This window comes from Massilia sp. Dwa41.01b (assembly GCF_014171775.1).
Classification (GTDB): domain Bacteria; phylum Pseudomonadota; class Gammaproteobacteria; order Burkholderiales; family Burkholderiaceae_D; genus Telluria.
Map to the genome: position 1 here is coordinate 4,633,586 of NZ_CP050454.1, position 23,661 is coordinate 4,657,246.

General features: G+C 66.1%; 24 protein-coding genes and 2 pseudogenes. 6 read left to right on the forward strand and 20 right to left on the reverse strand.

Going from position 1 to position 23,661, the window contains the following annotated elements:
* Positions 1 to 3: 3 nt before the first annotated feature.
* From G4G28_RS21285 to G4G28_RS21305, 5 genes are read right to left on the reverse strand one after another with little or no spacing between them, the layout of a single operon-like run.
* Positions 4 to 1,305, reverse strand: a complete 1,302-nt coding sequence (locus tag G4G28_RS21285) for a dihydroorotase (protein ID WP_183107805.1) — start codon at positions 1,303 to 1,305, stop codon at positions 4 to 6.
* Between the two features lie 11 nt (positions 1,306 to 1,316).
* Positions 1,317 to 2,294, reverse strand: a complete 978-nt coding sequence (locus G4G28_RS21290) for an aspartate carbamoyltransferase catalytic subunit (protein ID WP_182989828.1) — start codon at positions 2,292 to 2,294, stop codon at positions 1,317 to 1,319.
* The gene (pyrR, locus tag G4G28_RS21295; protein ID WP_182989829.1) at positions 2,275 to 2,805 is read right to left on the reverse strand and encodes a bifunctional pyr operon transcriptional regulator/uracil phosphoribosyltransferase PyrR; all 531 of its coding nucleotides are present in this window, start codon (positions 2,803 to 2,805) and stop codon (positions 2,275 to 2,277) included. Before pyrR ends, G4G28_RS21290 begins: the two co-directional genes overlap by 20 nt.
* Complete coding sequence (gene ruvX, locus G4G28_RS21300) at positions 2,792 to 3,184, reverse strand: Holliday junction resolvase RuvX (protein WP_182989830.1); 393 nt, start codon at positions 3,182 to 3,184, stop codon at positions 2,792 to 2,794. The genes pyrR and ruvX overlap by 14 nt, the downstream gene beginning before the upstream one ends.
* Before the next feature lie 2 nt (positions 3,185 to 3,186).
* A complete protein-coding gene (locus G4G28_RS21305) occupies positions 3,187 to 3,717 on the reverse strand; it encodes a YqgE/AlgH family protein (protein WP_308601243.1) in 531 nt (176 codons plus the stop codon).
* Between the two features lie 365 nt (positions 3,718 to 4,082).
* On the opposite strand from G4G28_RS21305, the pseudogene G4G28_RS21310 reads away from it, so the two are divergent.
* Positions 4,083 to 5,538: pseudogene (locus G4G28_RS21310) on the forward strand (deoxyribodipyrimidine photo-lyase).
* Positions 5,539 to 5,566: 28 nt separating this feature from the next.
* On the opposite strand, the gene G4G28_RS26980 reads toward G4G28_RS21310, so the two are convergent.
* The 10 genes and pseudogenes from G4G28_RS26980 to G4G28_RS21345 form a co-directional block, all read right to left on the reverse strand.
* Entirely contained in the window at positions 5,567 to 7,363 is a 1,797-nt protein-coding gene (locus G4G28_RS26980) for a response regulator (RefSeq protein WP_229507764.1), read from the reverse strand.
* A gap of 241 nt (positions 7,364 to 7,604) precedes the next feature.
* A pseudogene (locus tag G4G28_RS28630) lies at positions 7,605 to 8,885 on the reverse strand (Hpt domain-containing protein); the annotation flags it as partial.
* Positions 8,849 to 10,927, reverse strand: coding sequence for an Hpt domain-containing protein (locus G4G28_RS28635; protein WP_308602551.1), 2,079 nt, complete (start codon positions 10,925 to 10,927; stop codon positions 8,849 to 8,851). The gene G4G28_RS28635 and the pseudogene G4G28_RS28630, both read right to left, overlap by 37 nt.
* Positions 10,928 to 11,148: 221 nt before the next feature.
* On the reverse strand, positions 11,149 to 12,081 hold the full coding sequence (locus G4G28_RS26995) for an Hpt domain-containing protein (protein WP_229507765.1): 933 nt from the start codon (positions 12,079 to 12,081) through the stop codon (positions 11,149 to 11,151).
* Positions 12,082 to 12,107: 26 nt separating this feature from the next.
* On the reverse strand, positions 12,108 to 14,462 hold the full coding sequence (locus G4G28_RS21330) for a methyl-accepting chemotaxis protein (RefSeq protein WP_183107806.1): 2,355 nt from the start codon (positions 14,460 to 14,462) through the stop codon (positions 12,108 to 12,110).
* A 36-nt stretch (positions 14,463 to 14,498) separates the two neighbouring features.
* Positions 14,499 to 14,627: a hypothetical protein gene (locus G4G28_RS27665; RefSeq protein WP_267875256.1), complete on the reverse strand. Its 129-nt coding sequence runs from the start codon at positions 14,625 to 14,627 to the stop codon at positions 14,499 to 14,501.
* Positions 14,624 to 14,785, reverse strand: a complete 162-nt coding sequence (locus G4G28_RS27000) for a hypothetical protein (protein WP_229507767.1) — start codon at positions 14,783 to 14,785, stop codon at positions 14,624 to 14,626. The genes G4G28_RS27665 and G4G28_RS27000 overlap by 4 nt, the downstream gene beginning before the upstream one ends.
* Positions 14,761 to 14,901: a hypothetical protein gene (locus G4G28_RS27005; RefSeq protein WP_229507768.1), complete on the reverse strand. Its 141-nt coding sequence runs from the start codon at positions 14,899 to 14,901 to the stop codon at positions 14,761 to 14,763. Before G4G28_RS27005 ends, G4G28_RS27000 begins: the two co-directional genes overlap by 25 nt.
* Positions 14,902 to 15,038: 137 nt before the next feature.
* On the reverse strand, positions 15,039 to 15,407 hold the full coding sequence (locus G4G28_RS21340; protein ID WP_275944328.1) for a PleD family two-component system response regulator: 369 nt from the start codon (positions 15,405 to 15,407) through the stop codon (positions 15,039 to 15,041).
* A 22-nt stretch (positions 15,408 to 15,429) separates the two neighbouring features.
* Positions 15,430 to 15,825, reverse strand: a complete 396-nt coding sequence (locus G4G28_RS21345; RefSeq protein WP_182989832.1) for a PleD family two-component system response regulator — start codon at positions 15,823 to 15,825, stop codon at positions 15,430 to 15,432.
* A 17-nt stretch (positions 15,826 to 15,842) separates the two neighbouring features.
* Between G4G28_RS21345 and G4G28_RS21350 the strand changes: the two genes are divergently transcribed.
* Positions 15,843 to 16,001, forward strand: coding sequence for a hypothetical protein (locus G4G28_RS21350; protein ID WP_182989833.1), 159 nt, complete (start codon positions 15,843 to 15,845; stop codon positions 15,999 to 16,001).
* Between the two features lie 154 nt (positions 16,002 to 16,155).
* Here G4G28_RS21350 and G4G28_RS21355 read toward each other — a convergent pair whose 3' ends face one another.
* Positions 16,156 to 16,335 (reverse strand): rubredoxin, encoded by a 180-nt coding sequence (locus G4G28_RS21355; protein ID WP_182991627.1) that lies wholly within the window; start codon positions 16,333 to 16,335, stop codon positions 16,156 to 16,158.
* A gap of 68 nt (positions 16,336 to 16,403) precedes the next feature.
* Between G4G28_RS21355 and G4G28_RS21360 the strand changes: the two genes are divergently transcribed.
* The 4 genes from G4G28_RS21360 (at position 16,404) to G4G28_RS21375 (ending at position 19,885) form a co-directional block, all read left to right on the forward strand.
* Positions 16,404 to 17,243, forward strand: coding sequence for a hydroxymethylpyrimidine/phosphomethylpyrimidine kinase (locus G4G28_RS21360; protein WP_183107807.1), 840 nt, complete (start codon positions 16,404 to 16,406; stop codon positions 17,241 to 17,243).
* Positions 17,240 to 18,538 carry a glutamate-1-semialdehyde 2,1-aminomutase gene (hemL, locus tag G4G28_RS21365; protein ID WP_183107808.1) on the forward strand — a complete coding sequence of 433 codons (1,299 nt, stop codon included), beginning with the start codon at positions 17,240 to 17,242 and terminating at the stop codon, positions 18,536 to 18,538. Before G4G28_RS21360 ends, hemL begins: the two co-directional genes overlap by 4 nt.
* Positions 18,539 to 18,711: 173 nt before the next feature.
* On the forward strand, positions 18,712 to 19,422 hold the full coding sequence (locus tag G4G28_RS21370) for a glycoside hydrolase family 19 protein (protein ID WP_202033862.1): 711 nt from the start codon (positions 18,712 to 18,714) through the stop codon (positions 19,420 to 19,422).
* Between the two features lie 19 nt (positions 19,423 to 19,441).
* Complete coding sequence (locus tag G4G28_RS21375; RefSeq protein WP_182989835.1) at positions 19,442 to 19,885, forward strand: hypothetical protein; 444 nt, start codon at positions 19,442 to 19,444, stop codon at positions 19,883 to 19,885.
* 91 nt (positions 19,886 to 19,976) lie between these two features.
* Here G4G28_RS21375 and corA read toward each other — a convergent pair whose 3' ends face one another.
* The 4 genes from corA to G4G28_RS21395 form a co-directional block, all read right to left on the reverse strand.
* Complete coding sequence (gene corA / locus G4G28_RS21380; protein ID WP_182989836.1) at positions 19,977 to 20,948, reverse strand: magnesium/cobalt transporter CorA; 972 nt, start codon at positions 20,946 to 20,948, stop codon at positions 19,977 to 19,979.
* Positions 20,949 to 21,088: 140 nt separating this feature from the next.
* On the reverse strand, positions 21,089 to 21,811 hold the full coding sequence (gene mtgA / locus G4G28_RS21385; protein WP_182989837.1) for a monofunctional biosynthetic peptidoglycan transglycosylase: 723 nt from the start codon (positions 21,809 to 21,811) through the stop codon (positions 21,089 to 21,091).
* Positions 21,812 to 21,842: 31 nt separating this feature from the next.
* Positions 21,843 to 22,664: a shikimate dehydrogenase gene (aroE, locus tag G4G28_RS21390; protein WP_182989838.1), complete on the reverse strand. Its 822-nt coding sequence runs from the start codon at positions 22,662 to 22,664 to the stop codon at positions 21,843 to 21,845.
* Positions 22,661 to 23,512 carry an energy transducer TonB gene (locus tag G4G28_RS21395; protein ID WP_182991628.1) on the reverse strand — a complete coding sequence of 284 codons (852 nt, stop codon included), beginning with the start codon at positions 23,510 to 23,512 and terminating at the stop codon, positions 22,661 to 22,663. Before G4G28_RS21395 ends, aroE begins: the two co-directional genes overlap by 4 nt.
* Positions 23,513 to 23,661: the final 149 nt, after the last annotated feature.

Consider the following 23,661-nt stretch of genomic DNA (forward strand, 5'->3'; position numbering starts at 1 on the left):
ACGCTAGGCCGCGCGCTGCCAGGCGAGGCGCCCGCCGACGACGGTGGCCATCACCTGGCCGGTGAGCTCGTAACCCGGGAAAGGCGTGTGTTTGCCCTGGCTGGCCAGCGCCGCGCCGTTCACGACCCAGCGCCTGGCCGGGTCGAACAGCACGAGGTCGGCGGCCGCGCCCACGGCCAGCTGGCCGGCGGCCAGGCCGGCGATGCGGGCGGCGTCGCTCGTCACCTTCGCCAGCGCGCGCGGCAGCGCATCGGCACCGCGCTGTTCATGCCCCCACTCGTCGGCCCACTTCAGCATCAGCGCCAGCAGCAGCTCGAGGCCAGTGGCGCCGGGCGAGGCTTCGCCAAAGGGCAGCAGCTTCTCGTCGTCGTCGACCGGGGTGTGGTCGGAGCAGACCGCGTCAACGGTGCCGTCGGCGATGCCGGCGCGGAGGGCGTCGCGGTCGCGCTGGGCGCGCAGCGGCGGGCTCAAACGCGCATTGGAGTCGAAGAAGCCGATGTCGGCGTCGGTCATGTGCAGGTGGTGCACGCCGACGTCGCAGGTGACGGGCAAGCCTTCCTTCTTCTTGGCCGCGCGCACCAGGTCCAGCCCGGCGGCGGACGACAGGCGGCACAGGTGGACGCGCGCGCCGGTCGAACGCACCAGCTCGAAGATCGTGTGCAGGGCGATGGTCTCGGCCATGACCGGCACGCCGGACAGGCCCATGCGCGAGGCCAGCGGCCCACTGTGGGCCACACCGCCGCGGCCGATGTGCGGGTCCTGCGGGCGCAGCCAGACGGTGTAGCCGAAGGTCTTCGCATACTGCAGCGCGCGCAGCAGCACGTTGGTATCGAAAATCGGCACTTCGGCCTGGGCAAAGCCGATGCAGCCGGCCTCCGTCAGTTCCGCCATCTCGGTCAGCGCTTCGCCCTTCAGGCCCATCGTCAGGGCGCCCAGCGGGTGCACGTTGACCAGGTTCAGGGTACGCGCGCGGTGCTTGAGCATCTCGACCAGGCCGGGTTCGTCCAGCACCGGGTCGGTGTCGGGCGGGCAGACCAGCGTGGTCACGCCGCCCTGGATCGCCGCCTGCATTTCGGACTCCAGCGTGGCCTTGTATTCGTAGCCGGGCTCGCGCAGGCGGGCCGACAGGTCGACCAGGCCCGGTGCGACCACCAGGCCGGTGGCATCGAGAATGTGTTCGGCCATGAAGCCGGCGGGCGCATTGCCGACGCCCGCGACCTTGCCGTCCGCGATGAACAGGTCCGTGACCGTGTCGACGTTATTGGCCGGGTCGACCAGTCGCCCGTTCTTGATATGTAGATTCATGCGTGCGAAGTTCAAACCCTGCCTCCCGCCAAAATACTCATCACTGCCATGCGCACCGCGATACCGAAGGTCACCTGCGGCAGGATCACCGCCTGCTTGCCGTCGGCGACGGCCGAGTCGATCTCGACGCCGCGGTTCATCGGTCCCGGGTGCATGACGATCGCGTCCGGCTTGGCCAGCGCCAGGCGCTCTGGCGTCAGGCCGTAGCTCTTGAAGTACTCCTGCGCCGACGGCAGCAGCGCGCCCGACATGCGTTCGTTCTGCAGGCGCAGCATGATGATGACGTCGACGTCCTTCAGGCCTTCGTCCATGTTGTTGAAGACGCGTACGCCCATGTGTTCCAGGCCGCCCGGCAGCAGGGTCTGCGGGCCGATGGCGCGCACTTCCGGCACGCCGAGGGTGGTCAACGCATGGATATCCGAGCGCGCCACGCGGCTGTGCAGGATGTCGCCGACGATGGCCACGCGCAGCTTGGTGAAGTCCTGCTTGTAGTGGCGGATCGTGTACATGTCGAGCAGGCCCTGGGTCGGGTGCGCGTGGCGGCCGTCGCCGGCATTGACCACGTGGATATCCTTCTGTCCGGTGCGGTCCAGGTGCTGGGCGATCAGGTAAGGGGCGCCCGACTGCGCGTGGCGTACCACGAACATGTCGGCGTGCATGGCCGCCAGGTTGTCGATGGTATCGAGCAGCGACTCGCCCTTGGTGGTCGAGGAGGCCTGGATGTTCAGGTTGATGACGTCGGCCGACAGGCGCTTGGAGGCGATCTCGAAGGTGGTGCGGGTACGCGTGCTGTTTTCAAAAAACAGGTTGAACACGCTTTTACCGCGCATCAGCGGCACCTTCTTCACTTCGCGGTCGGAGATGCCCACGAAACTCTGCGCCGTGTCGAGGATGTGGTTGATGATCGCCTTCGGCAGGCCTTCGATCGTCAACAGGTGCTGCAGTTCGCCGTTCTTGTTCAGTTGCGGATTATTGTGCAGGATCGGCATTGTCGTCTTCGATGGTGAGCGAGAGTTGACCAGCGCCGTCGCGGCTCAGCGACAGCAGCTGGTGACGTTCGAGCGTGGTGCGCACGCCGACGAAATCCGGTGCCACCGGCAATTCACGGCCGCCACGGTCGGCCAGCGCCGCCAGCTTGATGCAGGCCGGGCGGCCATAGTCGAACAGCACGTTGATCGCCGCGCGCACCGTGCGTCCGGTGGCAAGTACGTCGTCGACCAGCACGATGGTCGCGCCATCGACATTGAAGCCGATGTGGGTCGGCTTCACGTCCGGGTGCAGGCCCTTCTTCGCATAGTCGTCACGGTAGAACGAGACATCGATGAAGCCGAGGCGGCCCTTCAGGTCGAGGTCGAGGGCCAGCCGCTCGGCCAGCCAGGCGCCGCCGGAATGGATACCGACGATGGCGGCATCGGGCACGGCTGCAAGGCCTGCGCGCACCTGTTCGAGCAGGGCGCGGTACAGCGCTTCCGCATCGAAGTCGTGTTTAGTTGTTGGCATGATCGTCAAAGTACTGTTGCAAAATGATGGCGGCCGCCTTGGCATCGATGTGTTCGCCGCGCCTGGCGGGAATCACGGCGGACGAATAGCGTTCGTCGACCAGCTCGACGGGCAGGTTGAAGCGGCCGTGCAGCTGGTTGGCGAAGCGGCGCGCGCGCAGGGTCATGTCGTGCTCGGCGCCGTCGGGATGGAGCGGTTCGCCGACGACCAGGCGCGTGGGGCGCCATTGGTCGATCAGCGCGCCGATGGTCTTGAAGCGGGTGGCGTTGTCGATCGCATCGACAACGCTGAGGGGCTGCGCCTGCCCGGTGAGCGTATTGCCCATCGCGACGCCGATACGCTTGATACCGAAGTCGAATCCAAAAACGATCTCAACCATTGTCACGCATGGCCGGCCTCGGTGGCGAGCATCATCGGGTCGATGCCCAGCAGTTTGATGGCGGCGTTGTAGCGCTCCTCGATCGGCAGGTCGAACAGCACGTGCGCGTCGGCCCCCACGGTGAGCCAGCCGTTGCGGGAGAGTTCTTCTTCCAGCTGGCCCGGGCTCCAGCCGGCGTAGCCGATCGACACCAGCATGCGCGCCGGTCCGCTGCCGCTGGCGACGGCTTCGAGCACGTCGATCGAGGTCGTGAAGGCGACTTCGTCGGTGACGTTCAGCGATGACGAATAGCGCCCGCCAGGGCTGTGCAGCACGAAGCCGCGGTCGTCCTGCACCGGGCCGCCGAACATGATCGGCTCGTCCTCGACGACCGAGCGCAGGCCTTCGTCGACTTTCAGGTCGATGCGATCGAACAGGACTTCCATCGTCATGTCCGTCGGCTTGTTGATGACCACGCCAAGCACACCTTTTTCGTTGTGCTCGCAGATGTAGACCACGGCGCCACCGAAGATCGGATCTTCCATGGAGGGCATGGCTATAAGGAAATGATTGGCCAGATTCAACCCAGAAGGAGCCGGACCGATATTGCCCAGAAGTTCGCTCCCCTGGGGCAGGCCGGCCATGGGCATGGTGCTGCCGATTTTGCTCTTCTTCATACGCTGACTCTCTGTTGGCTCGCTCTTCAGGACTCCCGACGGGCTGCTGCGCCGCAGGCGGGACCGCTGTTGTGGCACGCGTGAAGCGCTAATATCCAGACTACAACATTTTGGGCTTTTCGCTAGTTTACACTGAAACGCGCACCTGGCCACCGGTACTGCCGTTGCGCGCGCGATTTGCATTCACCCGAAGCGGCCATCCTGGCCCTTAAAATGGCCCGCCGTGTTGACTGAACACACTTATGATTCCTACAAGAAATTCTCTGGTCTGGTTCCGGCGTGACCTGCGCGCTTTTGACCATGCCGCCCTGCACCACGCGCTGCGACACGCTGCATATGCCGCAGGCTCGGTGTATTGCGCCTTCGTGTTCGATACCGACATCCTCGCCGGCCTGCCCCGAGGCGACCGCCGCGTGCGCTTCATCCACGCCAGCCTGCTCGAGCTCGACGCCGAGCTGCGCCGTCTCGGCGGCGGCCTGCTGGTGCGCCATGGCCGCGCCTGCGACGAGATTGCGCGCCTGGCCGCTGAACTGCAGGCGGGCACTGTCCACGTCAACTGCGACTACGAGCCCGCTGCCATCGAACGCGACGCACAGGTCGCATTTGCCCTGGAGGCGGACGGTCGCCAATTGCTGAGCTACAAGGATCAGGTCATCTTTGAAAAAGCGAAGTGCTGACGCTGGCCGGGCAGCCGTATGGCGTATTCACGCCCTACAAGAACGCCTGGCTCAAGCGCCTGGCGGCGGCGCCGGACGTGCTGGCGCCCTGGCCGGTCGAACCCCATGCGGCCGCGCTGGCGCCCGTCCCGGCGGATCCGTTGCCGAGTCTCGCGCAACTCGGTTTCGAGGAAGGCTTGCCGCCGGCGCCGCCGGGGATGAGCGGGGCGACGGCCTTGTTCGAAGCATTTGTCGCGCGCCTGCCCGACTACGGCACGGCACGCGACTTCCCCGCCCTGCCCGGCACCTCGCGCCTGTCGATCCACCTGCGCTTCGGCACCACCTCGGTGCGCCACCGGTGCGCACGCTGCAGCAGTTGATGGCCAACGGCGCCGGTGGCGCGGGCGCGCCGGTCTGGCTGTCGGAACTGGTCTGGCGCGATTTCTACGCGATGATCCTGTTCCATCACCCGCATCTGGCCGAGCGTTCGTTCAAACCGGCTTTTGACGCCGTCGCCTGGGAATCCGGGGAAGAGGCGCAAGCCCTGTTCGCGGCCTGGTGCGAAGGCCGCACCGGCTACCCGCTGGTCGACGCGGCCATGCTGCAGTTGAACGGCACCGGCTTCATGCACAACCGGCTGCGCATGGTGACGGCCAGCTTCCTGGTGAAGGACCTCGGCATCGACTGGCGCTGGGGCGAACGCTATTTCGCGCGCCAGCTCAACGATTACGAGCTGGCCTCGAACGTCGGCGGCTGGCAGTGGGCCGCCTCCACCGGCTGCGACGCCCAGCCCTGGTTCCGCATCTTCAATCCAGTGACGCAATCGCAGAAGTTCGACAAGGAGGGCGCCTTCATCCGCGCCTGGCTGCCGCAACTGGGCAAGCTCGACGCGCGCGATATCCACGCGCCTTGGCTGGTGCCGGCGGATGAATTGAAGGAATGCGGGATCGTGCTGGGAGAGGATTATCCACGGCCGGTCGTCGACCATGGACAGGCGCGCCAGCGCACGCTTGAACGTTTTGCGGTGGTGAAGGCGGCGTAGGGTGGACGGCTCGGCCGTCCACCCTACATTACGCTGCCGGCATCTCGCGGCCGAGCAGGCCCGCGATCGCCCCCAGCAGCACCGGTTCCTGGAATGGTTTGCCGAAGTAGGCATTCACACCCAGGCCCAGCGCATAGTTGCGGTGCTTGTCGGCGGTACGCGAGGTGATCATGATGATCGGCGTCGCACTGGTGGCCTTGTCGTCGCGCACATGGCGTACCAGGTCGAAGCCGTCCATGCGCGGCATCTCGATATCGACCAGCATCAGGTCGGGACGCACCTCGGGCAGCTGCTCGAGCGCGTCGAGCCCGTCCTTGGCCAGCACGACCCGGTAACCTTCGCGCTCGAGCAGGCGCTGGGTCACGCGGCGCACGGTCAGCGAATCGTCCACCACCATGACGGTCGGCTGGTGCACCGGCACTTGCTGCACCACCGGTGCCGACGGTACGAGCGCCTGCACCACGCTGCCGGCATGACGGCTCAGCGCCAGCGGGTTGAGGATCAGGACGATCTCGCCCGAACCGAGCACCGTGGCACCGGCAATGCCGGGCACGCGCGCCAGTTGCGGACCGAGGTTCTTGATGACGACCTCGCGGTTGCCCAGCACCTCGTCCACCAGCAGCGCACCGCGTTCGCCGCCGCTGGCCATGACCAGCACCGGACGCGAACGCAGGCCGGGCTCGAAGGTCTCGCCTTCTCCCAGCAGGGCAGGCAGGTAGTGGAAGGGCACGACGTCGTCCCCCACTTCGATCAGGTTGGCGGCGTTGGCGTTGATCAGCTCACGCTCGCGTACCTGGATCACCTGCTCGACCAGGGTCGAGGGCAAGGCGTAGGTCTTGCCGGCGCTGGAGACCAGCACGACCTGGGTGACGGCCAGCGTCAGCGGCAGGCGGATGGTGAAGCGCGCACCCTTGCCACGCTCGGTGACGATGGTGACGCGTCCGCCCAGGGCCTGCGCCTCGGCACGGACAACGTCCATGCCAACGCCGCGGCCGGCCAGTTCGGTCAGCACGTCGGCCGTCGAGAAGCCCGGCTGGAAGACCAGTTCGGCCGCCTCGGCGTCGCTCAGCTGCACGCCAGGCGCGACCAGGCCGAGCGTCGCCGCCTTGGCACGGATGCGATCGAGGTCGAGACCGGCGCCGTCGTCGCTGAACTGCAGCACGACTTCGTTGCCCTGCTGGCTGACCTGCACCAGCAGTTCACCGGTTTCCTGCTTGCCTGCTGCCGCACGCACGGCACGCGGCTCGACGCCGTGCACGATGGCGTTACGCAGCAGGTGCTCGAACGGCGCGGCCATCTGTTCCAGCACGCTGCGGTCGATCTCGACCGCGCCACCGCGGATGTCGAGGTTGACGCGCTTGTCGGTCTCCTTGGCGGTCTGGCGCGCCACGCGGAACAGGCGCTCGGACAGGCTGGCAAACGGCACCATGCGCACCCGCATCAGGTCGCGCTGCAGGTCGCGGGTCATGCGCGATTGCGCATTCAGTTCGTCCCCTGCCCCGTCGATGCTGCGCGAGAGCGACTCGTGGAAGGACGCGACGTCGTTCACGCTCTCGGCCATCATGCGCGTCAGTTCCTGCAGGCGCGTGAAGCGGTCGAACTCGAGCGGATCGAATTCGCGCTCGCCGGCGATCGACATGCGCGAGGCGATCTGCGATTCGGCCTGCATCTCCACTTCGCGCAGCTGGCGGCGCAGACGACCCAGGTTGTCCGAGAAGTCGGCCAGCGCGCCCTTGAGCACTTCCATCTGGTTTTCCAGGCGCGAACGGGTGATCGACACTTCGCCGGCCTGGGTCACCAGGCGGTCGAGGATGTCGGCGCGCACCCGCACCAGCGGCGTAACGGGCTTCCGTCGGCGACTGGGTCTCGACGACGCTTGCCGGCATGAGCGGCAGCGCCGTTGCCGGCGTGCCTTCCTGCCCTGCCTCGGCGCCTTCAGCCTCGCCGACCTGGGCTGGCTGCACCAGCTGCTCGAACAGCGCCGGGGCCTGGTCGTAGTTGGCCATCAGTTCGTCGAACGCGGCCGGTGCCGTGGTGCCGGCGTGGACCATGTTCTCGACCTGGGTTTCCAGTTCGTGGGTGTGCTGGCCGATGCGCATCGCACCAGCCATGCGGGCGCTGCCCTTGACCGTGTGCAGCGTCCGCAGCAGGCCTTGCGCCGGTGCCGGATCCTGCGGATTGTGCTGCCACTGGCGCAGGCCGTTGCCGATCTGCGGCAGCAGGTCGGCGGCTTCTTCCGGGAAGATCGGCAGCAGGTCCGCGTCGAGGTCGTCGCGCAGCATCGGCTCGACCGGCAGCAGGCCGGCCGTCGTGTCGAGTGCCAGCGGACGGGCAACCGTTTCCGGTTCGGCCAGCGGCTGCACATACAGCGGGGCTTGCGGAGCCGGTTCCGCACCCTGCGGCGCCTGCTCGGGCTGCGCTGCGGCTTCCGGCACCGGTTCCGGCTGTGCTTCCTCTTCGGCTGCGAGCACTGGCTCGGCGACAGCGTCGAGTTCGGACTCGGACTGCGCTGCGGGTTCCTCCGCCTGGGGTTGCTCTGCGGTTTCCTGCTCGCGTTCCGCGTCAGGTTCCTGTGCGATGACCAGCTCAGGTTCCTGTTCGGCTGCGAGCTCGGGTTCCTCTACGGCTTCCGGCTCGGCGACCTGTGCTTCCAGCTCAGGTTCCTGCTCAGCCTGGAGCGCAGGCTCCTCCGCGGCCTCCAGCCCGACGGCCTCCAGCTCAGCTTCCTGCTCTCGTTCCGCTTCCGCTTCCGCTTCCGCTTCCGGCTGCAATTCCGGCTCGGCTTCTTCTTCGAACGCCGGCTCGGCCTGCGCTTCGACGATTGATTCAGCGTCGGATTGCGCTTCGGCCCCCAACACCGGCTCGGCTTCGGCTTCGGCTTCGGCTTCGGCTTCGGCTGCTACTTCAGTATCCAGCTCCGGCTCAGCTTCGACTTCGGCTGCTACGCCAGTCTCCAGCTCCGGCTCCAGCGCGGCTTGTGCCTCGAGTTCGGGCTCCGGATCGGCCGCCGGCGCGATGGCTTCATCGGCAGCAAGCGCTTCCGGTGCAACGTCGGCTTCTTCGGCTGCCTGCGCTTCGGCTTCGGCCTGCGCAGGCGCCGGCGTATCGAACAGGTCGTCGAAGTCCAGGCCGAACAGGTCGTCGACCTGGCTGTCGGCCGGCGCGGCGTCCAGCTGCGCCGCCGGCGCCGCCTCTTCGAACACCGGCGGGTCGCTCAGCAGGCTGTCATAGGTCTGCTCGAACAGGGAATCGAGATGCCCGGCCAGTTCCGGCTCGGCTTCGCCATAGGCGGCCGCGGCGTGATACGAGGTCAGCTCGTCGCGCAGGACGGCGAGCTGCTCCAGCATCGCGTCCCGGCCGGTACCAGTTCGTCGCGCGAGAATGCCTGCAGCATGCCGCGTACGCTCTCCAGCGCGGCCTCGAGCACGTCGTGCTGCGTGGCGCTCAGCGTTGGCGCAGGAGCGCCCAGCTGTTCGAGCGTCGTTTCGATGGCCTCGGCCAGGTCGCGCAGGTCGACGAAGCCGACCGTGCTGGATGTACCGGCCAGCGTGTGCGCGGCTTTCAGCGCGTCTTCGGTGACGGCGCGGCCCGGCTCATGGCGCCATTCGCTGAAATCGCGCTCGAGCACGCGCAGCAGCTCGTCGGTCTCGGCAACATAGATGTTGTACAGGCCCAGCGGAATCTCGAGCGTGCCGACACGGCGGATGCCGTCCTCGGGCGCCGGTACCGGGCGGGTGGCCGTCGGCAGTGCGATGACATTGCTGGCCTCGTGCTCGCCCACCGGTTCCGCGTCCTGCGCAATGTGTTCCGGCGCAGCGGCAGCGTCCACGGCGTCGCTCGCGTCGACAGCCGCTTCCGCGTCGACGCCGGCTTCGGCTTCGGACTGGACGCCGGTAGTGCCGGCTTCGACAACGGCAAGGTCCGACTCGGTGAAGTCGGTGTCGGCCTCGGTGTCGGCCTCGATTACGGCCTCGGCATCCGCCTCGGCTTCGACGGCAAGGTGCTCGCCGGCTGCCGTCATGTCTTCCGCGTCAGCCTGTACTGCAAGCTCGCCCGCTTCGTCCGTGGACACATCCGACTCGATGGCCAACGGGGCTTGCGCGTCGCCTTCCTCGTCGGCTTGCGCGACAACCGGCGCTTCCGCTTCCGCTTCGGCCAGCACCGGCGCCTCGACCGCTGTCTCCTCGCCGGCGACAAAAGCTTCGCCTGCCTGCACGCGTTCGGCGCAGGCGATCAGCGCGAGGCCGTCGCGGCGCGAATAGCCGGCTTGTGCCAGCTCCGCCACCCACGGTGCCAGCTGCGCGTGCGCATGGGCCACCAGCAGCAAGAGGTCGGGCGTGGCGCTGCGGCTGTCGGCCAGCCAGACGTTCAGTACACGTTCGATCGCGGCGGCGGCGCCACCGAAGGTATCGAGGTTCACCATCCGCGCGCTGCCCTTGAGCGTGTGGAAGGCGCGGCGCACGATCGTCATCGAGTCCTGGGCGCTCGGCTCGCGCTCCGGGACAGGCAGCGTCGCCGCCACCACGCCCAGCACCTCGTCGGCCTCTTCGATGAAGATCTCGAGCAGCTCGGCGTCGACGCCGGCCATGTCGGCATCAAGCGCGGGCGCGGGCGCGGCCGGCGCAAGCTGGGTCGCTCCCACTTCCGCGGGGGCGTGCACCGCCGGCGTGTCCGCTTCGGCAACCGGTGTGGCCTCCGGCGCGGTATCCGACGCGGTATCCGGCGCGGTATCCGACGCGGTATCCGGCGCGGTATCCGGCGCGGTTGCCAGTTCAGCAACCGACAAGGTGTCGGTCGTTTCAGCCGGCGCATCCTTCGCTGCCAGCTGTTCGTAGCTCAGTTCAAGCAGCAGCCCGGCTTCGGCGTCGAAGACGAAGCGGCTGCGGGCGCTGTCGCCGTTCTGCGCCAGCATGTCGGTGAAGAAGCCGAGCGCGCCGATGTTGCGCGCGATGTTGTGCAGTGCGCCGGACTGGGCCTGGACGTCGCCGTCCCCTTCGGCCAGCCGCGCCACGGCTTCGCGCACGTGCTGCGCGGTACGGGCGGCGGCATCCTGGTCGAGGATGGAGAGCGCGCCTTCGACCTGGTGCAGCTGGGTGCCGGCATGGTGCAGCGCGGCGCGCTTGCCTTGCGGCTCGTCGTAATACTCGTCGAGCAGCTTTTCGACCTGGCGCAGGCCATTCTTGATTTCACCCGCCAGCACGGCCACGGTCTGGCCCTGCTGGGTCTGGCGGGTCAGTTCGTTCTGCCATTGCGGTGCGGCCGGCAGCGTGTCGCCGGCGGCAAGGGCCAGCAAGCGCTGGCCCACCACTTCTGCGTGCTGGTCGAAATCGGCCGGCAGCTGGCGCACCTGGTCCAGGCCCTGCTCGACGAACAGCATGGCGGTGGCCATCTCGAGGCCGAACTGGTCGCTGCGGCCGGAGGCGATCGATGCATTGGCCGCCTCGCCGAGTTCGCGCAGCAGCTGCGCCAGGGCCGGCGCGCCCAGCTTGTCGCTGGCGCCGGCGAGCGTGGCCAGCGCTTCGTTGAAATCGGCTTCGCAGCCGGCGTCGGCACGCACGGCCAGCTGGTCCCAGTCGGACTTCGAGCGGGCCAGCGCTTCCTTGGCTTCCTTCAGCGCGTTCGGGTCGACCTTGCCGTAGCGGCGCTCGTTGTAGTCGGCCGGCACGGCACCATCGAGACGGAAGGCGCGGCGCAGCTGGGCCGCGTCGGTGTTCTCGTCGAGTTGAGGCGCGGCGGCGATGAAGAACAGGGCGTCGCGCAGCAGCGCGTCGGCCAGCTGCATTTGCCCCTGGGCTCGGGCAGCTGCGAGTTGACCTGGCTGAACAGCTGCTTGATGTACAGGTCGCCCGCGAGCTGCTGCGATCCAACCAGCGCGGCAACGCTGTGCAGCGCGCTCCAGAAGGTGCGTGCACGCGCATCGATGCTGGCGTCGGCCAGGGGCGCGAGCGCTTCGCTCAGCGCCTGGGCGTGACGGGCGCGCGGCGCGTCGTCGCTGCTCTTCAGGTAAGGCAGCAGCGCTTTTTCGAAACTTGCGCGGCAGCGTGCGTAATCGGGCGCGCCACCCGAGGGTGGCGGCAAATCGAGCGTGACCAGGCCGTCGACGGACAGCAGCTCGGACGGGTGGATGCGCTCCACGCGCAGCAATTCCTGCAGCGCGCGGTAATACGGGAACAGGCGCAGCGGCTGCGGCTGGGTGCCGGCCACCAGCTCCTCGAGGTATTCGCCGATCGCGCCGTAGGCATCGCGCACGGCCTGTGCCGTGTCAGGCGTACAGGCCAGCTTGCCGTCCTTGAACGCGTCGAGCGCACGCTCGGCCGCGCCAGTGAGCAGGCCTACGCCTTCCACGTCCACCATCTGCAGCGCACCGTGCGCCTGGTGCAGGTGCGTCTTCGCGTGCAGCAGCAGCGTCGGCTGCGCGTCGCTCGATCCCGTGGCCGCGTCCAGCAAGGCGCTGCCCGAACGCTCGAGCGCGTCGCGGATCTCGCCGATCACCCAGGATAGGGGACCGGTATCGAAGGCGACCATGTGCAAAGGTGAAGTCATGGCGATGAATCGTTCGTGGAGCAACATCAATGGGCGACGCGGAAGCGCGATACCGAGTTTTTCAGTTCCTGTGCCAGTGCAGCCAGCTGATGAATCGACTGCGCCGTCTGGCGGGTACCGGCCTGCGTATGCTCCGTGACCGACAGGATATGCTGCATGTTACGCGCAACGCCGTTGGCCGAGGTGGCCTGCAGGCTGGTAGCGAACGAAATGCCCTGAATCAGTTCGGCGAGGCGGTTCGACACGCGCGAAATGTCGGCCAGTGCGGCGCCGGCGGCGTCCGACAGGCGGGCACCCTCGACCACGCCCTGGGTCGATTTTTCCATTGCCGCGACGGCGTCGTGGGTGTCGGTCTGAATGGTACGCACCAGCGCGCCGATCTGCTTGGCCGCTTCGCCCGAGCGTTCCGCCAGGCGCTGCACCTCTTCCGCAACGACCGAGAAGCCGCGGCCGGCTTCGCCAGCGGACGCCGCCTGGATCGCCGCGTTCAGCGCCAGCACGTTGGTCTGTTCGGTAATGTCGGAAATCAGCTCGGTGATCTCGCCGATCTCCTGCGAGGATTCGCCCAGGCGCTTGATGCGCTTCGAGGTTTCCTGGATCTGTTCGCGGATCTCGTGCATGCCCGAGATGGCATCCTGCACGGCGTTGGCGCCCTGCTCCGCCGCGGCAACCGACTGGCGCGCCACGTCGGCCGATTCGTTCGCCGATTTCGACACGTCGGTAATTTCCCCGGCCATGCGCAGGACGGTGGAAGACGCGTCCTCGATCTCGCGCGACTGCTCTTCGGTTGCACCCAGCAGTTCGGCCGACACCTGCTGCGCGTCGTTCGATGCCAGCGTCACCTTCTCGGCGGTGGTGGTCACGCGCTGCACCAGGCCGCGCAGTTCCTCGACCGTGTAGTTGACCGAGTCGGCGATCGCGCCGGTGATGTCTTCCGACACGGTGGCGTGCACGGTCAAGTCACCGTCCGCCACTTCCTGCAGTTCGTTCATCAGGCGCAGAATCGCGGCCTGGTTCTGGTCGTTGGTGGCCTTGGCTTGTTCTTCCTGGGCCTGTGCCAGCTGGCGCTGCACCTCGGCTTCGCGGGTACGGACGTCGGCGCTGCGGGCACGGATGCGCGAGTCCTGCACCATGACGCTGGCGATCGAGAGTGCGGAGATCACGGCGAGCACGGTCGCCACGATACGCATCCAGAACCAGCCGCTCTGGGTAGCCTGCTGTTCGAAGTAACCCGACTGCAGGGCGGCCACTTCCTTCTTCACCAGTTCGTTGTCGCGGTGGATGGTACGGGCGGCGGCGCGGGCTTTCGAGTACGCGGCCGGGTTGTCGAGGAAGGGAGCGAAGTCCTTGCGGAAGGACTGGAAGCGGGTCTGCACCTGGATCAGCTTTTCGCGCAGGTCGGGGTTGCGCTGGGCGGCGGCGCCGTTGAGCACCGTACCGAGGGCGAATTCGAAAGCGGCGGCGTCGGCGCCGATACGCACCGCGGCGTCGTCGCCCGGCGCGCCGATGGCGAAGAACTGGTTGGCGCCGCGCGCCAGGCGCTGCGTCAGCATCATCATGCGGCCGATCGCGGCGAGTTCTTTCGCGCTGGCGCCGCGTTCCACGTTCTGGGTCATCAGGTCTTCGGTCAGCTTGAGCATCTCGGTCGCCATGCCGTCGAGCTGGCGCACGCTGCGGTCGAAGGCGATCAGTGCCGGCTTCATCTTGATGATATTGACCGCGCCCTGCTCGGACGCTTTCCAGGTGGCGCGCACGCGCTGCAGCTGGGTACCCTGGCGGCCGCTGGCGGCCGGCACGTTGACGGTGCCGACGTCGCCGCCGCGGGTCAGGAGGCCCAGCTTGCGCTCGACCTCGGTGTGGCTTTCGTTGAGCTGGTCGAAGGAATCCGGGCTGCCCGACAGCGCGTTCGGGGCTGCCTTGCCGACGCGCTGGCTGTGCATCATGATGTCGCCGACCACCTGGATCTGCGCCGCCACCTTGGCATTGACGCGGGCGCCCTGCCACATACCGAGCACCATCACCGAGATACCGAGCGCGAACAGCACCATCAGCAGGCGCAGCTGGCGCGGCAGCGACATGTGGCCGATGAAGGGCAGCGTGAACTGGCTGCCTTCGTCGTCATCGTCGTTGAAGCCGCCCGCCGAGCGGACCATGCCGGTCAGGCGCTGCAGGGCCGTGGTGGCCGTGCCGGCGGCTGCCACGGCGGCAAGCTCCTCGGGAGGCAGCACCTCGGCGTCGCCTTTGACGGCGTCCGGTGCGGGTTCGGAGTCAGCCTCCTCCGCAGCATGCAGGCCGAACTGGGTGTCCGGCGAGGCCAACACGGTGTCGTCCTCGCTGTTCCCGTTTGGAAGAATATCGATAGTCTTTGACGCGGTTCCCATTGCGGCTCCTGGTGCTACGGCTTTTTGTAATTGAAGTTAGAGAGACTTGAGTGCGACATGCAGGAAACGTTCTTCCTGCACCAGCGACGCCAGCGACAGCGGCGTCCATACTTGGTCATCGGCGTCGCGCAAGCGCGGCGCTTCCGGTGTTCCTTCGCGGGTCATGGCGGCGGCGCGGCGCAGGCCATACACACGCGATACCAGCAGCGCGCAGTTGAAGCCCGGCGCGGCGCCAGCGATACCAGGCGCGCGTCGGGACCGGCGCCGGCGTCCATGCCGAAGTAGCGTGCCATGTCGATCACGCCGAGCAGGCTGCCGCGCACGTTGGCCAGGCCCAGTACCGGGGCTCGGTCAGCGGCACGCGCGCCAGCGGCAGCGGCGAGACGATCTCGCCCGCTTCGGCCAGCTCGACGAGGAAACGCTCGCTGCCAATGGCCACGCCCGGTGGTGCTGGGCGGTGCCGGTACCTTCGTGGGCCGCCTGCATGCGTGCCAGCAGCTGCGTCTGGTAGTCGCGCAGGCGCGAGCGGCGGGCCGCCTGCGGCGCGAGCGTGCTGCTGCCGACAGCGGCGTTCACTCAAGCACCCAGTTCTGCAATGCGAGCCAGCAGCTGCTCTGGATCGACCGGCTTGACGAAATAATCCTTGGCGCCCTGGCGGATGCCCCAGATACGGTCGGTTTCCTGGTTCTTGCTGCTGCAGATAATGACGGGCACATTGGCGAACTCGGGATCCTTCACGATCGAGCGGGTGACCTGGAAGCCGTTCGAACCGGGCATCACCACATCCATCAGGATCAGGTGCGGGCGGTCGGCGCGGATCTTCGACAGGGCATCTTCGCCACTTTCGGCGGTGGAGACGGAGAATCCGTTCTTCACCAGGATATCGGTCAGGTAATAGCGTTCGGTCGGCGAATCGTCGACGATGAGGACTTTGGTAATGGCCACGGGAGGTTCCGGAATCGGTTAATCAGGCTTTGGGGGCCGTATGCTCGCGGACGGCCGCGAGCAGGGTGTCTTTGGAAAATGGCTTGGTCAGGTACGCGCTCGACCCGACCATGGCACCGCGTGCGCGGTCGAACAGGCCATCCTTGGAGGACAGCATGATCACCGGCGTGGTATGGAACCGTGCGCTCTTCTTGATCAGGGCGCAGGTCTGGTAACCATCGAGTCGCGGCATCAGGATGTCGCAAAACACCAATGCCGGATGATGGTCGTTGATCTTGGCCAGCGCGTCGAAACCATCCTCGGCCAGTACCACGTGGTAACCGGCCTGGGTGAGGAAGATTTCGGCCGAGCGGCGGATCGTGTTGCTGTCATCGACCACCATGACGGTCAGGCCGGTTGCTTGCTGCGATGTCGTCATTTTAGTTTCAATTCAGCATGAACCGTCAAGATAGCATAGGGATTTTGGCTTGTGCGCAAGGTGTTGCGCAATATCAACCCAAAGAAAACGAAAGAAAGAGTTTATTGTCGGAAATGCTAGAAGTTTCGATATCATTAATAAATGTTTTGATAACGAAATTATTTAAAAGACAATGAAATGAGCGAAAACGGATGTCGTCTCGTTTTGCGGGCGGAGCGCGGGAAAAGGCGTTTAGCTGCGGCGTGCAGCGAGGCGGGAGGGTGGGTACAAGGCGTACCTGAAAGGCAGGCCTTGCGGGAGTCGCGGCGCAGGCGGCGCCGCGACAGGCCATCAGATGGCGGTCATCTCGAAATCGTCCTTGCGCGCGCCGCACTCGGGACAGGTCCAGTTCATCGGCACGTCGGCCCAGCGCGTGCCTGGCGCGATGCCGTCTTCCGGCGCGCCCGCTTCTTCGTCGTAGACCCAGCCGCAGATCAGGCACATCCAGGTCTGGTAAGCGGTCGCGGTCATCTCGTTACTCACGTTTTCGTTCCTTCGATCTAGTAAAATGGGGAATCAGGTATCTTAATCTACCCGTCGTGCAAATCCAACCGTCTCCGCTGATTCTCACTTTTGGCGTGGCCGACCCTGTCGGCGCCCTTGGCGTTCAGGCAGACCTGGCCACCTTCGCCGCCCACGGCTGCCATGCGCTCTCGATCCCCACCGCCCTGCTGGTGGCCGACAGCGCACGCGTGGAGGAATGGCATGAAGTCGACACCGGCGTCATGGCCGACCAGGCGCGCCAGGTGCTCGAGGACATGCCGGTCGCCGCCGTCAAGATCGGCGCCATCGCCAGCATCGAGCAGGCCGCGGCGATTGCCGAGATCGTCTCGGACTACGCCGACGTGCCCCTGATCGTCGACCCTTTCCTGTCCGCCCTGCCCGACTCCGGCATGTCCGACGAAGACATCGTCGCCTCGATCCGCCAGATCCTCGCGCCCCAGGCAACCATCCTGCAGCTGTCGCAATCCGAACTCGGACGCATGGCCGAACTCTGGCGCGAAGCCGGGGCCGATGGCGGGCTCGAGATCGACGTCGCCGAACTGACCTCGCGCGGCTGCCAGTACGTGCTCGTCACCTGCACCTCCGGTAGCGGCAACAACCGCGCCAATACCCTGTTCGACCGCGACGGCGTCGTCACCACCATCGACTGGCAACACCTGCCCGGCCCCTTCGTCGGTGCCGGCACCACCCTGTCCGGCGCGCTGGCGGCGCTGATGGCGCGCGGCCTCGATGCCGCCGAGGCGCTGGCCGCCGCCCAGGAATTCACTTATGGCGCCCTGCGCCATGCCCAACGCTTCGGCATGGGCAAGCTCGTTCCCAACCGTTTTTCCGCGCGCATCTGGCGCACGGCCAATAACAAGAAAGCATCGCCATGACGAATCCAGCATCAGAATCGCGCAACGACATCCTGTTCGCCCGCGCCCAGCAGAGCACACCCGGCGGCGTCAACTCGCCGGTGCGCGCCTTCCGTTCGGTCGGCGGCACGCCGCGCTTCATCACCCGCGCCGAAGGCCCGTATTTCTGGGACGCCGACGGCAAGCGCTACATCGACTACATCGGTTCCTGGGGCCCTGCCATCGTCGGCCACGCCCACCCGCAAGTGATCAAGGCGGTGCAGGATGCGGCCGCCAACGGACTTTCCTTCGGCGCGCCGACCGAGGGCGAGATCGAGATCGCCGAGGAAATCTGCCGCCTGGTACCCTCCATCGAACAGGTGCGCCTGGTGTCCTCGGGCACGGAAGCGACGATGAGCGCGCTGCGCCTGGCGCGCGGTGCGACCGGACGCGACAAGATCGTGAAATTCGAAGGCTGCTACCACGGCCACGCCGATTCGCTGCTGGTCAAGGCGGGCTCGGGCTTGCTGACCTTCGGCAACCCCACCTCGGCCGGCGTGCCGGAAGACTTCGTGAAGCACACGCTCGTACTCGACTACAACAACGTCGCCCAGCTGGAAGACGCTTTCGCATCGATGGGCGACACGATTGCCTGCGTGATCGTCGAGCCGGTGGCCGGCAACATGAACCTGATCCGCGCCTCCCAGGAATTCTTGCAACGCATGCGCGAGCTGTGCACGGAACACGGCGCCGTGCTGATTTTCGATGAAGTGATGTGTGGCTTCCGCGTCGGCCTCGGTGGCGCCCAGGAAATGTACGGCATCACACCCGACCTGACGGCCCTGGGCAAGGTCATCGGCGGCGGGCTGCCGGTGGCGGCCTTTGGCGGCAAGGCGGAACTGATGCAGAAGATGGCGCCGATCGGGCCGGTCTACCAGGCCGGCACCCTGTCGGGCAATCCGGTGGCGGTCGCCGCCGGCATGACTACCCTGAAACTGGTGCAGCAGCCGGGCTTCTACGAGCGCCTCGGCGCTGCCAGCGCCAGGCTGGTGGAAGGCTTGACGGCAGCGGCGAAGGAAGCAGGCATCGTCTTCTGCGGCGACGCCGTCGGCGGCATGTTCGGCTTCTATTTCAGCGAGAAGGTACCGTCGACCTATGGCCAGATGATGGCGGGCGACAAGACGCGCTTCAACGCCTTCTTCCACGGCATGCTGGACGAAGGCGTGTATTTCGCGCCGGCCATGTTCGAGGCCGGTTTCGTGTCGGCTGCGCACGACGATGCCGTCATCGACGCGACGATTGCAGCCGCCCGGAAAGTCTTCGCCCGCATCGCTTAAGCGAGCACAAACGGCCCGCGCGCGCGGCCGCGGCGGCAAGCACCGCCTGTGCCATGATAGATCCAACTCCGGCTGGGTTTGACCATGGCGCGACTTCGACGTTCCCCTCCGGCGCGCCCCGTTCGCGGGTGCCGCGCTCGCAACAACCGCTGCCCCATGCGGGCGGCGCGTTGGTGACAAGCGCGCTGCTGCGCGCGGCCGAGGGTGCCAATCCAGACAGCTATTACGCGGGCATCGTCGACGCCTTCAATGACGCGGCGCGGCGCTACGGGGTCGACACGCCCTTGCGCCTGGCGCATTTTCTCGCCCAGATCGGACATGAAAGCAGCTTTCGCGCGAGCGAGGAAAATGGCCATTATTCGGCCGCGCGCATGCACGAGGTATTCGGCTGCCGCGGGGGCGCCGCCGGCTACGACCGTGCGCGCGACGATTGCCGCCTGGGCCTCGACGGCCAGCCGGCCCGGCTGCGTCCGAAACTCTGGCTGGAACAGGACAGCTATGCCGGCAATCCGGCGCGCCTGCTGTCCTATGTGTACGCCAACCGGCTCGGCAATGGCGACGAGGAATCCGGCGATGGCTACCGCTACCGCGGACGCGGCCTGATCCAGCTGACCGGCAAGGCGAACTACCAAGCCTTCACGCAGGCGCACAACGCCCGTGACAGCGGGGATCCGCGCGATTTCGTGGCCGATCCCGACCTGTTGCTGAGCGAGCTCAAATACGCCATCGAATCGGCTTTCCATTACTGGGAGACGCGTAAAGTAAATGCGCTTGCCGATCTTGACGATCTCGAGGGCGTGACCCGCGCCGTCAACGGCGGGCTGAACGGACTGGACGATCGGGGAGCGCGCCTTGCACGCATCAAGAAAGCATTGGGAATCTAGGCTCATCCTCAGGCTCATCGTGGCTGCGGCCACCTGCAGCCTGCTGCCGGCCGGCGCCGAATCGCTGTGCGCGCCGCACGAGCCGGTCGTGTTTGCTTGCCACGTGGGCACGAAGATCGTCTCGCTGTGCCGCCCGGCCGAAGGCGAAGGCGTGCTCAGCTACCGCTTCGGCCGCCCTGCCGCCCTCGAGATGCGCTATCCGGAGCCAGGCCGCCCCGTGCGCTCGGCCTTTACGGTCAGCACGCTGCCCCTCGTCGGCGGCGGCGAAACCACGGTCGCGTTCGAACGGGGCGGCTATACCTATACGGTCTACAGCCGGGTGGCACGCGGCGCCGACGGGGCGACGCCCGAGTTCGAAGATGGTTTGCTCGTCAAGCGGCGCGGCAAGGTGGTCAGCAAACTGCGCTGCGAAGATGGCGGCGAAGGATTCCGGGAACCGGTGGCGGAGTGGAAAATGAAATAAAATTTCACTTCCATTGCGAGGTGAAAGGATATTTCATCGCGCCCTGCCCGCGCCATGCGAAAAAGGGGCTGCTACGGCGGCCCCATCGTCCTCAATTCAGGTTCAGCCAGCCGCGCTTCTTGAAATACCACAGCGGGGCAATCGCGGTGGCAGCCATCAGCGCCAACGCGAACGGATAGCCATAGCTCCAGTTCAGCTCTGGAAACTTGGTGAAGTTCATGCCGTACACGCTGGCGATCATCGTCGGCGGCAGGAAGGCAACCGAGGCCACCGAGAAGATCTTGATGATCTTGTTCTGGTTGATGTTGATGAAGCCGACGGTGGCGTCCATCAGGAAGTTCACCTTGTCGAACAGGAAGGACGTGTGGCCGTCGAGGGATTCGATGTCGCGCAGGATCTGGCGCGCCTCGTCGAACTGTTCCGAATTCAGTAATCGGCCACGCATCAGGAAGCTGACGGCGCGGCGCGTGTCCATCATGTTGCGGCGGATGCGGCCGTTCAAGTCTTCCTCGTGGGCAATCGCGTTCAGCGCGGCAGCAGCGTCCTGGTCGGTAAATTCCTTTTGCAGCACGCGCTGGCTGACTTCCTCCAGGCTCTCGTAGATGCCCTCGAGCGCGTCGGCCGAGTACTCGGCGTCGGTGGCGTACAGGTCGAGCAGCACGTCCATGTAGTCGGCAATCGAGCCGGGCCGCGAACGCGCGCGCATGCGCACCAGGCGAAACACCGGTAAATCGTCCGAGTGCACCGAGAACAGCATCTTGCCCGACAAAATGAAGGCGACGGTGACGACACGCGAGGGGCCGGCTTCCTCTTCGAGCAGGAAATCGGTACGCAGGTGCAGGTCGCCGTTTTCCGCTTCATAGTAGCGGGCCGAGGCCTCGATGTCCGAGACCTCGTCTTCGCCCGGCAGCGAGACACCGTAGATTGTCTTGACCCAGGCGCGTTCGTCGTCATCCGGATCGGTCAGATCGACCCAGACAGGCGCGGCATTCTCCAGGTCGGCGCGCGACGCGATCGGGACCTGGTTCAGGCGGCCATTCTGTAGGACAAATACGTTGATCATGCGCTTTCTCGGCCGGAATCAAAACTGACGCAAGTGTACCCGCTTAGCCCCCTGCCCGGCCACCCCGAAACAACAGTTTCGCCCGGCATTAAGCTGTTTTTCAGCGAAACACAATCAACCGGCGCAGTGGCTGCTCGCTCTCAAGGCAACTCGGCGGCGCGCATGCGGCGCTGTATCAGGTTCGTGCGCTTGACGAGGTAATTCGTGCTGCGGTGGGTATCGTAGTAGCGCGGGTTGGGCAGCATCACGGCCAGGCGCGCAGCCTGGGCCGGCGCCAGGTTGGCAGCCGAGGTGCGGAAGTAATAGCGCGCGGCCGCTTCGGCGCCGAACACGCCGCGGCCGAATTCGACCACGTTGAGATAGACCTCGAGGATGCGCCGCTTGTCCATCATCGTCTCCAGCATGAAGGCGATGATCATTTCCTGCCCCTTGCGCAGGTAGCTCTTGCTCCCGGACAGGAACAGGTTCTTGGCCAGCTGCTGGGTGATGGTGGAGCCGCCGCCAACCACCTTGTGCTTGCGGTTGTTGCGCTCGTAGGCACGTTCGAGCGCGTCGAAATCGACACCCGGATGGTCGGCGAAATTCGCATCCTCGGACGCCACCACCGCACGTTTCAGGTTGGTCGAGATGCGCTCGTAGGGCACCCATTGGTGCTTCAGTTCGGCCTTCGGATTCTTTTCGCGCAGTTCGGAGAGCTGCTGGCGCATGAAACTGGTCGACCCAGGATTGAAATGGACGAACCAGCATACCTGCACGAAGAAATACAGCTGGATCAGGATGAAGGCGAGTATCGGGCCCAGGAAGATCCATTTGATCCAGCGGCGCTTGCCTGACCCGCTCTTGGTGTTGCCTTGTTTTGCCATGGTGGTTGCCAGGTGAATCCTGTTTGCCTGCTTAGTGTCGTAATTTCCTGAAGACGTCGCCCGTCTCCGGCCGCACGCCGCGCCAGATGGCGAACGCCTCGGCGGCCTGCTCGACCAGCATGCCCAGGCCGTCACGGGTGCACGCACCCTGGGCCGCGGAGAAGGCCATGAAGGGCGTCGGCTTGTCGCCGTACATGATATCGACCGCCAGTGTCTTTTCGGTAAAGGCAGTGCCTGGCACGGGCGGCAGGTCCGCGTTCAGGCTGGCCGACGTCGCATTCACGACGATGTCGAAAGAGCCCGTGATGTCCCCGAAGCCGCAGGCCGCCAGCTGCGTGCCGAAGCCGGGAAAATTCGCCACCAGCGCCTCGGCCGTGGCGACGGTGCGGTTGGCCAGCAGGATCGATTCCGGACCCTGCTCGAGGAAAGGCAGCAGGATGCCGCGCGCGGCGCCGCCGGCGCCCAGCAGCAGGATGCGCTTGCCTGCCAGCGCCACGCCGGCGTTGCGCACGATGTCGGCCACCAGCCCGGGGCCGTCGGTGTTGTCGCCATGGATGGCGCCATCGATGAAGCTGAGGGTGTTGACGGCGCCGGCAGCACGTGCACGCGCCGACAAATGCGTCGCCAGGGCGGCCGCTTCCAGCTTGAACGGCACGGTGACGTTGGCGCCCTTGTAGCCTTGCGCCACGAGTCCGCGCACGGTAGCGGCGAAGCCGTCGAGCGGCGCCAGGCAGCGTTCATAGACGAGCCGCTGGCCGGTCTGGGCGGCAAACACCGGGTGGATCTCGGGCGACTTGCTGTGGGCGATCGGGTTGCCGATCACGCAATAGCGATCGAGCTCGGCGCCACTCATGCCTTGTCCTGCAATTGCGCCTTCACCTTTTCCTCGCGGGTAAACGTAAAGCGCGTGATCACGATCCAGAGGTCATCCTTGCCGGAAGTGCGCATGTTTTGCGGGAAGGCGCCAAAGGGCGCGGCGCGGCGTACGATGTCCAGCGCCGCGCGGTCGAGCGCCGGATTGCCCGAACTGCGCTCGATGCGGGGTCCGCCCTCTTTCTGGTAGATGGTGCCATCCTGGAAGACGGGAATCGACACCACCAGTTCGCCATACAGCTTCTTGCCGTTTTTCTGGGGGAAGTTCAGTGTGCCGACCTCTTCCACCTGCTTTTGCATCGCCTTGTAGTACAGCGCATAGCCGACCTGGCGCGTGCTCGGGGAGATGTGAGTACGCTTCGGGCGCTTGTTCTGGTCTTCGATGGTTTGTGTGATCTCGGCCGTCTGGCGCGCGATTTGTTTCATCGTTTCCAGATCGTCGTGGCCGGTACGGGTGGGCTCCGGCTTGTCCTTGTCGGTGACCGGCGCCGCCTTGAAGGCCGTGTTGCGCACCTGGGTCAGCTTGTTCTGCTGCTCTTCCTCGAGCTCGGCAATCCGCTGTTGCAAGGCCTTGATGCTGTCGCCGTTCTCGTTCCTGCGCAGGTCCGGCAGTGGCGACTTGGAGCGGCCCGCATCGGCCGTGCCGCCGCCCTCCAGGTTTGCCTGGGCCAGGGCCTCGGCCTTGCTTGGCGCGTTGGCGTGCTTGGCATTGACCAGGATGACTTCCAGGCCGGGGTCGGCTGGCTCCAGGCGGAAGGCATCGGGCGCAGCGAAGCGGATGGCGAGCAGGACCGCATGCGCCACCACGGAGGCGGCCAGGCCGATCATCAAGGGACGGTTTTCTCGGGAAAGCTTCACGCGAAGGCGCCGGGCGGCAGTTGAATCTGGGAATCCAAGCATTCTACCGTGGGAAACGGCCGTGTGGGGAGTTGGTGGTGGTGAGGCAACGAATGCTGAACAAGTGCATCACGAGGAAG

Excerpts from the sequence above, each read along its gene's own strand:
- G4G28_RS21345 (WP_182989832.1), bottom strand. The coding sequence starts at position 15,825 with ATGACGACATCGCAGCAAGCAACCGGCCTGACCGTCATGGTGGTCGAT.
- mtgA (WP_182989837.1), bottom strand. The coding sequence starts at position 21,811 with ATGGCAAAACAAGGCAACACCAAGAGCGGGTCAGGCAAGCGCCGCTGG.
- G4G28_RS21395 (WP_182991628.1), bottom strand. The coding sequence starts at position 23,512 with ATGATCGGCCTGGCCGCCTCCGTGGTGGCGCATGCGGTCCTGCTCGCC.
- G4G28_RS26995 (WP_229507765.1), bottom strand. The coding sequence starts at position 12,081 with ATGACTTCACCTTTGCACATGGTCGCCTTCGATACCGGTCCCCTATCC.
- G4G28_RS21355 (WP_182991627.1), bottom strand. The coding sequence starts at position 16,335 with ATGACCGCGACCGCTTACCAGACCTGGATGTGCCTGATCTGCGGCTGG.
- G4G28_RS27665 (WP_267875256.1), bottom strand. The coding sequence starts at position 14,627 with ATGACCCGCGAAGGAACACCGGAAGCGCCGCGCTTGCGCGACGCCGAT.
- G4G28_RS21350 (WP_182989833.1), top strand. The coding sequence starts at position 15,843 with ATGAACCGTCAAGATAGCATAGGGATTTTGGCTTGTGCGCAAGGTGTT.
- pyrR (WP_182989829.1), bottom strand. The coding sequence starts at position 2,805 with ATGCCAACAACTAAACACGACTTCGATGCGGAAGCGCTGTACCGCGCC.
- G4G28_RS21290 (WP_182989828.1), bottom strand. The coding sequence starts at position 2,294 with ATGCCGATCCTGCACAATAATCCGCAACTGAACAAGAACGGCGAACTG.
- hemL (WP_183107808.1), top strand. The coding sequence starts at position 17,240 with ATGACGAATCCAGCATCAGAATCGCGCAACGACATCCTGTTCGCCCGC.
- G4G28_RS28635 (WP_308602551.1), bottom strand. The coding sequence starts at position 10,927 with ATGGCCACCGCCATGCTGTTCGTCGAGCAGGGCCTGGACCAGGTGCGC.
- G4G28_RS21330 (WP_183107806.1), bottom strand. The coding sequence starts at position 14,462 with ATGGGAACCGCGTCAAAGACTATCGATATTCTTCCAAACGGGAACAGC.
- G4G28_RS21285 (WP_183107805.1), bottom strand. The coding sequence starts at position 1,305 with ATGAATCTACATATCAAGAACGGGCGACTGGTCGACCCGGCCAATAAC.
- aroE (WP_182989838.1), bottom strand. The coding sequence starts at position 22,664 with ATGAGTGGCGCCGAGCTCGATCGCTATTGCGTGATCGGCAACCCGATC.
- corA (WP_182989836.1), bottom strand. The coding sequence starts at position 20,948 with ATGATCAACGTATTTGTCCTACAGAATGGCCGCCTGAACCAGGTCCCG.
- ruvX (WP_182989830.1), bottom strand. The coding sequence starts at position 3,184 with ATGGTTGAGATCGTTTTTGGATTCGACTTCGGTATCAAGCGTATCGGC.
- G4G28_RS21305 (WP_308601243.1), bottom strand. The coding sequence starts at position 3,717 with ATGCCCTCCATGGAAGATCCGATCTTCGGTGGCGCCGTGGTCTACATC.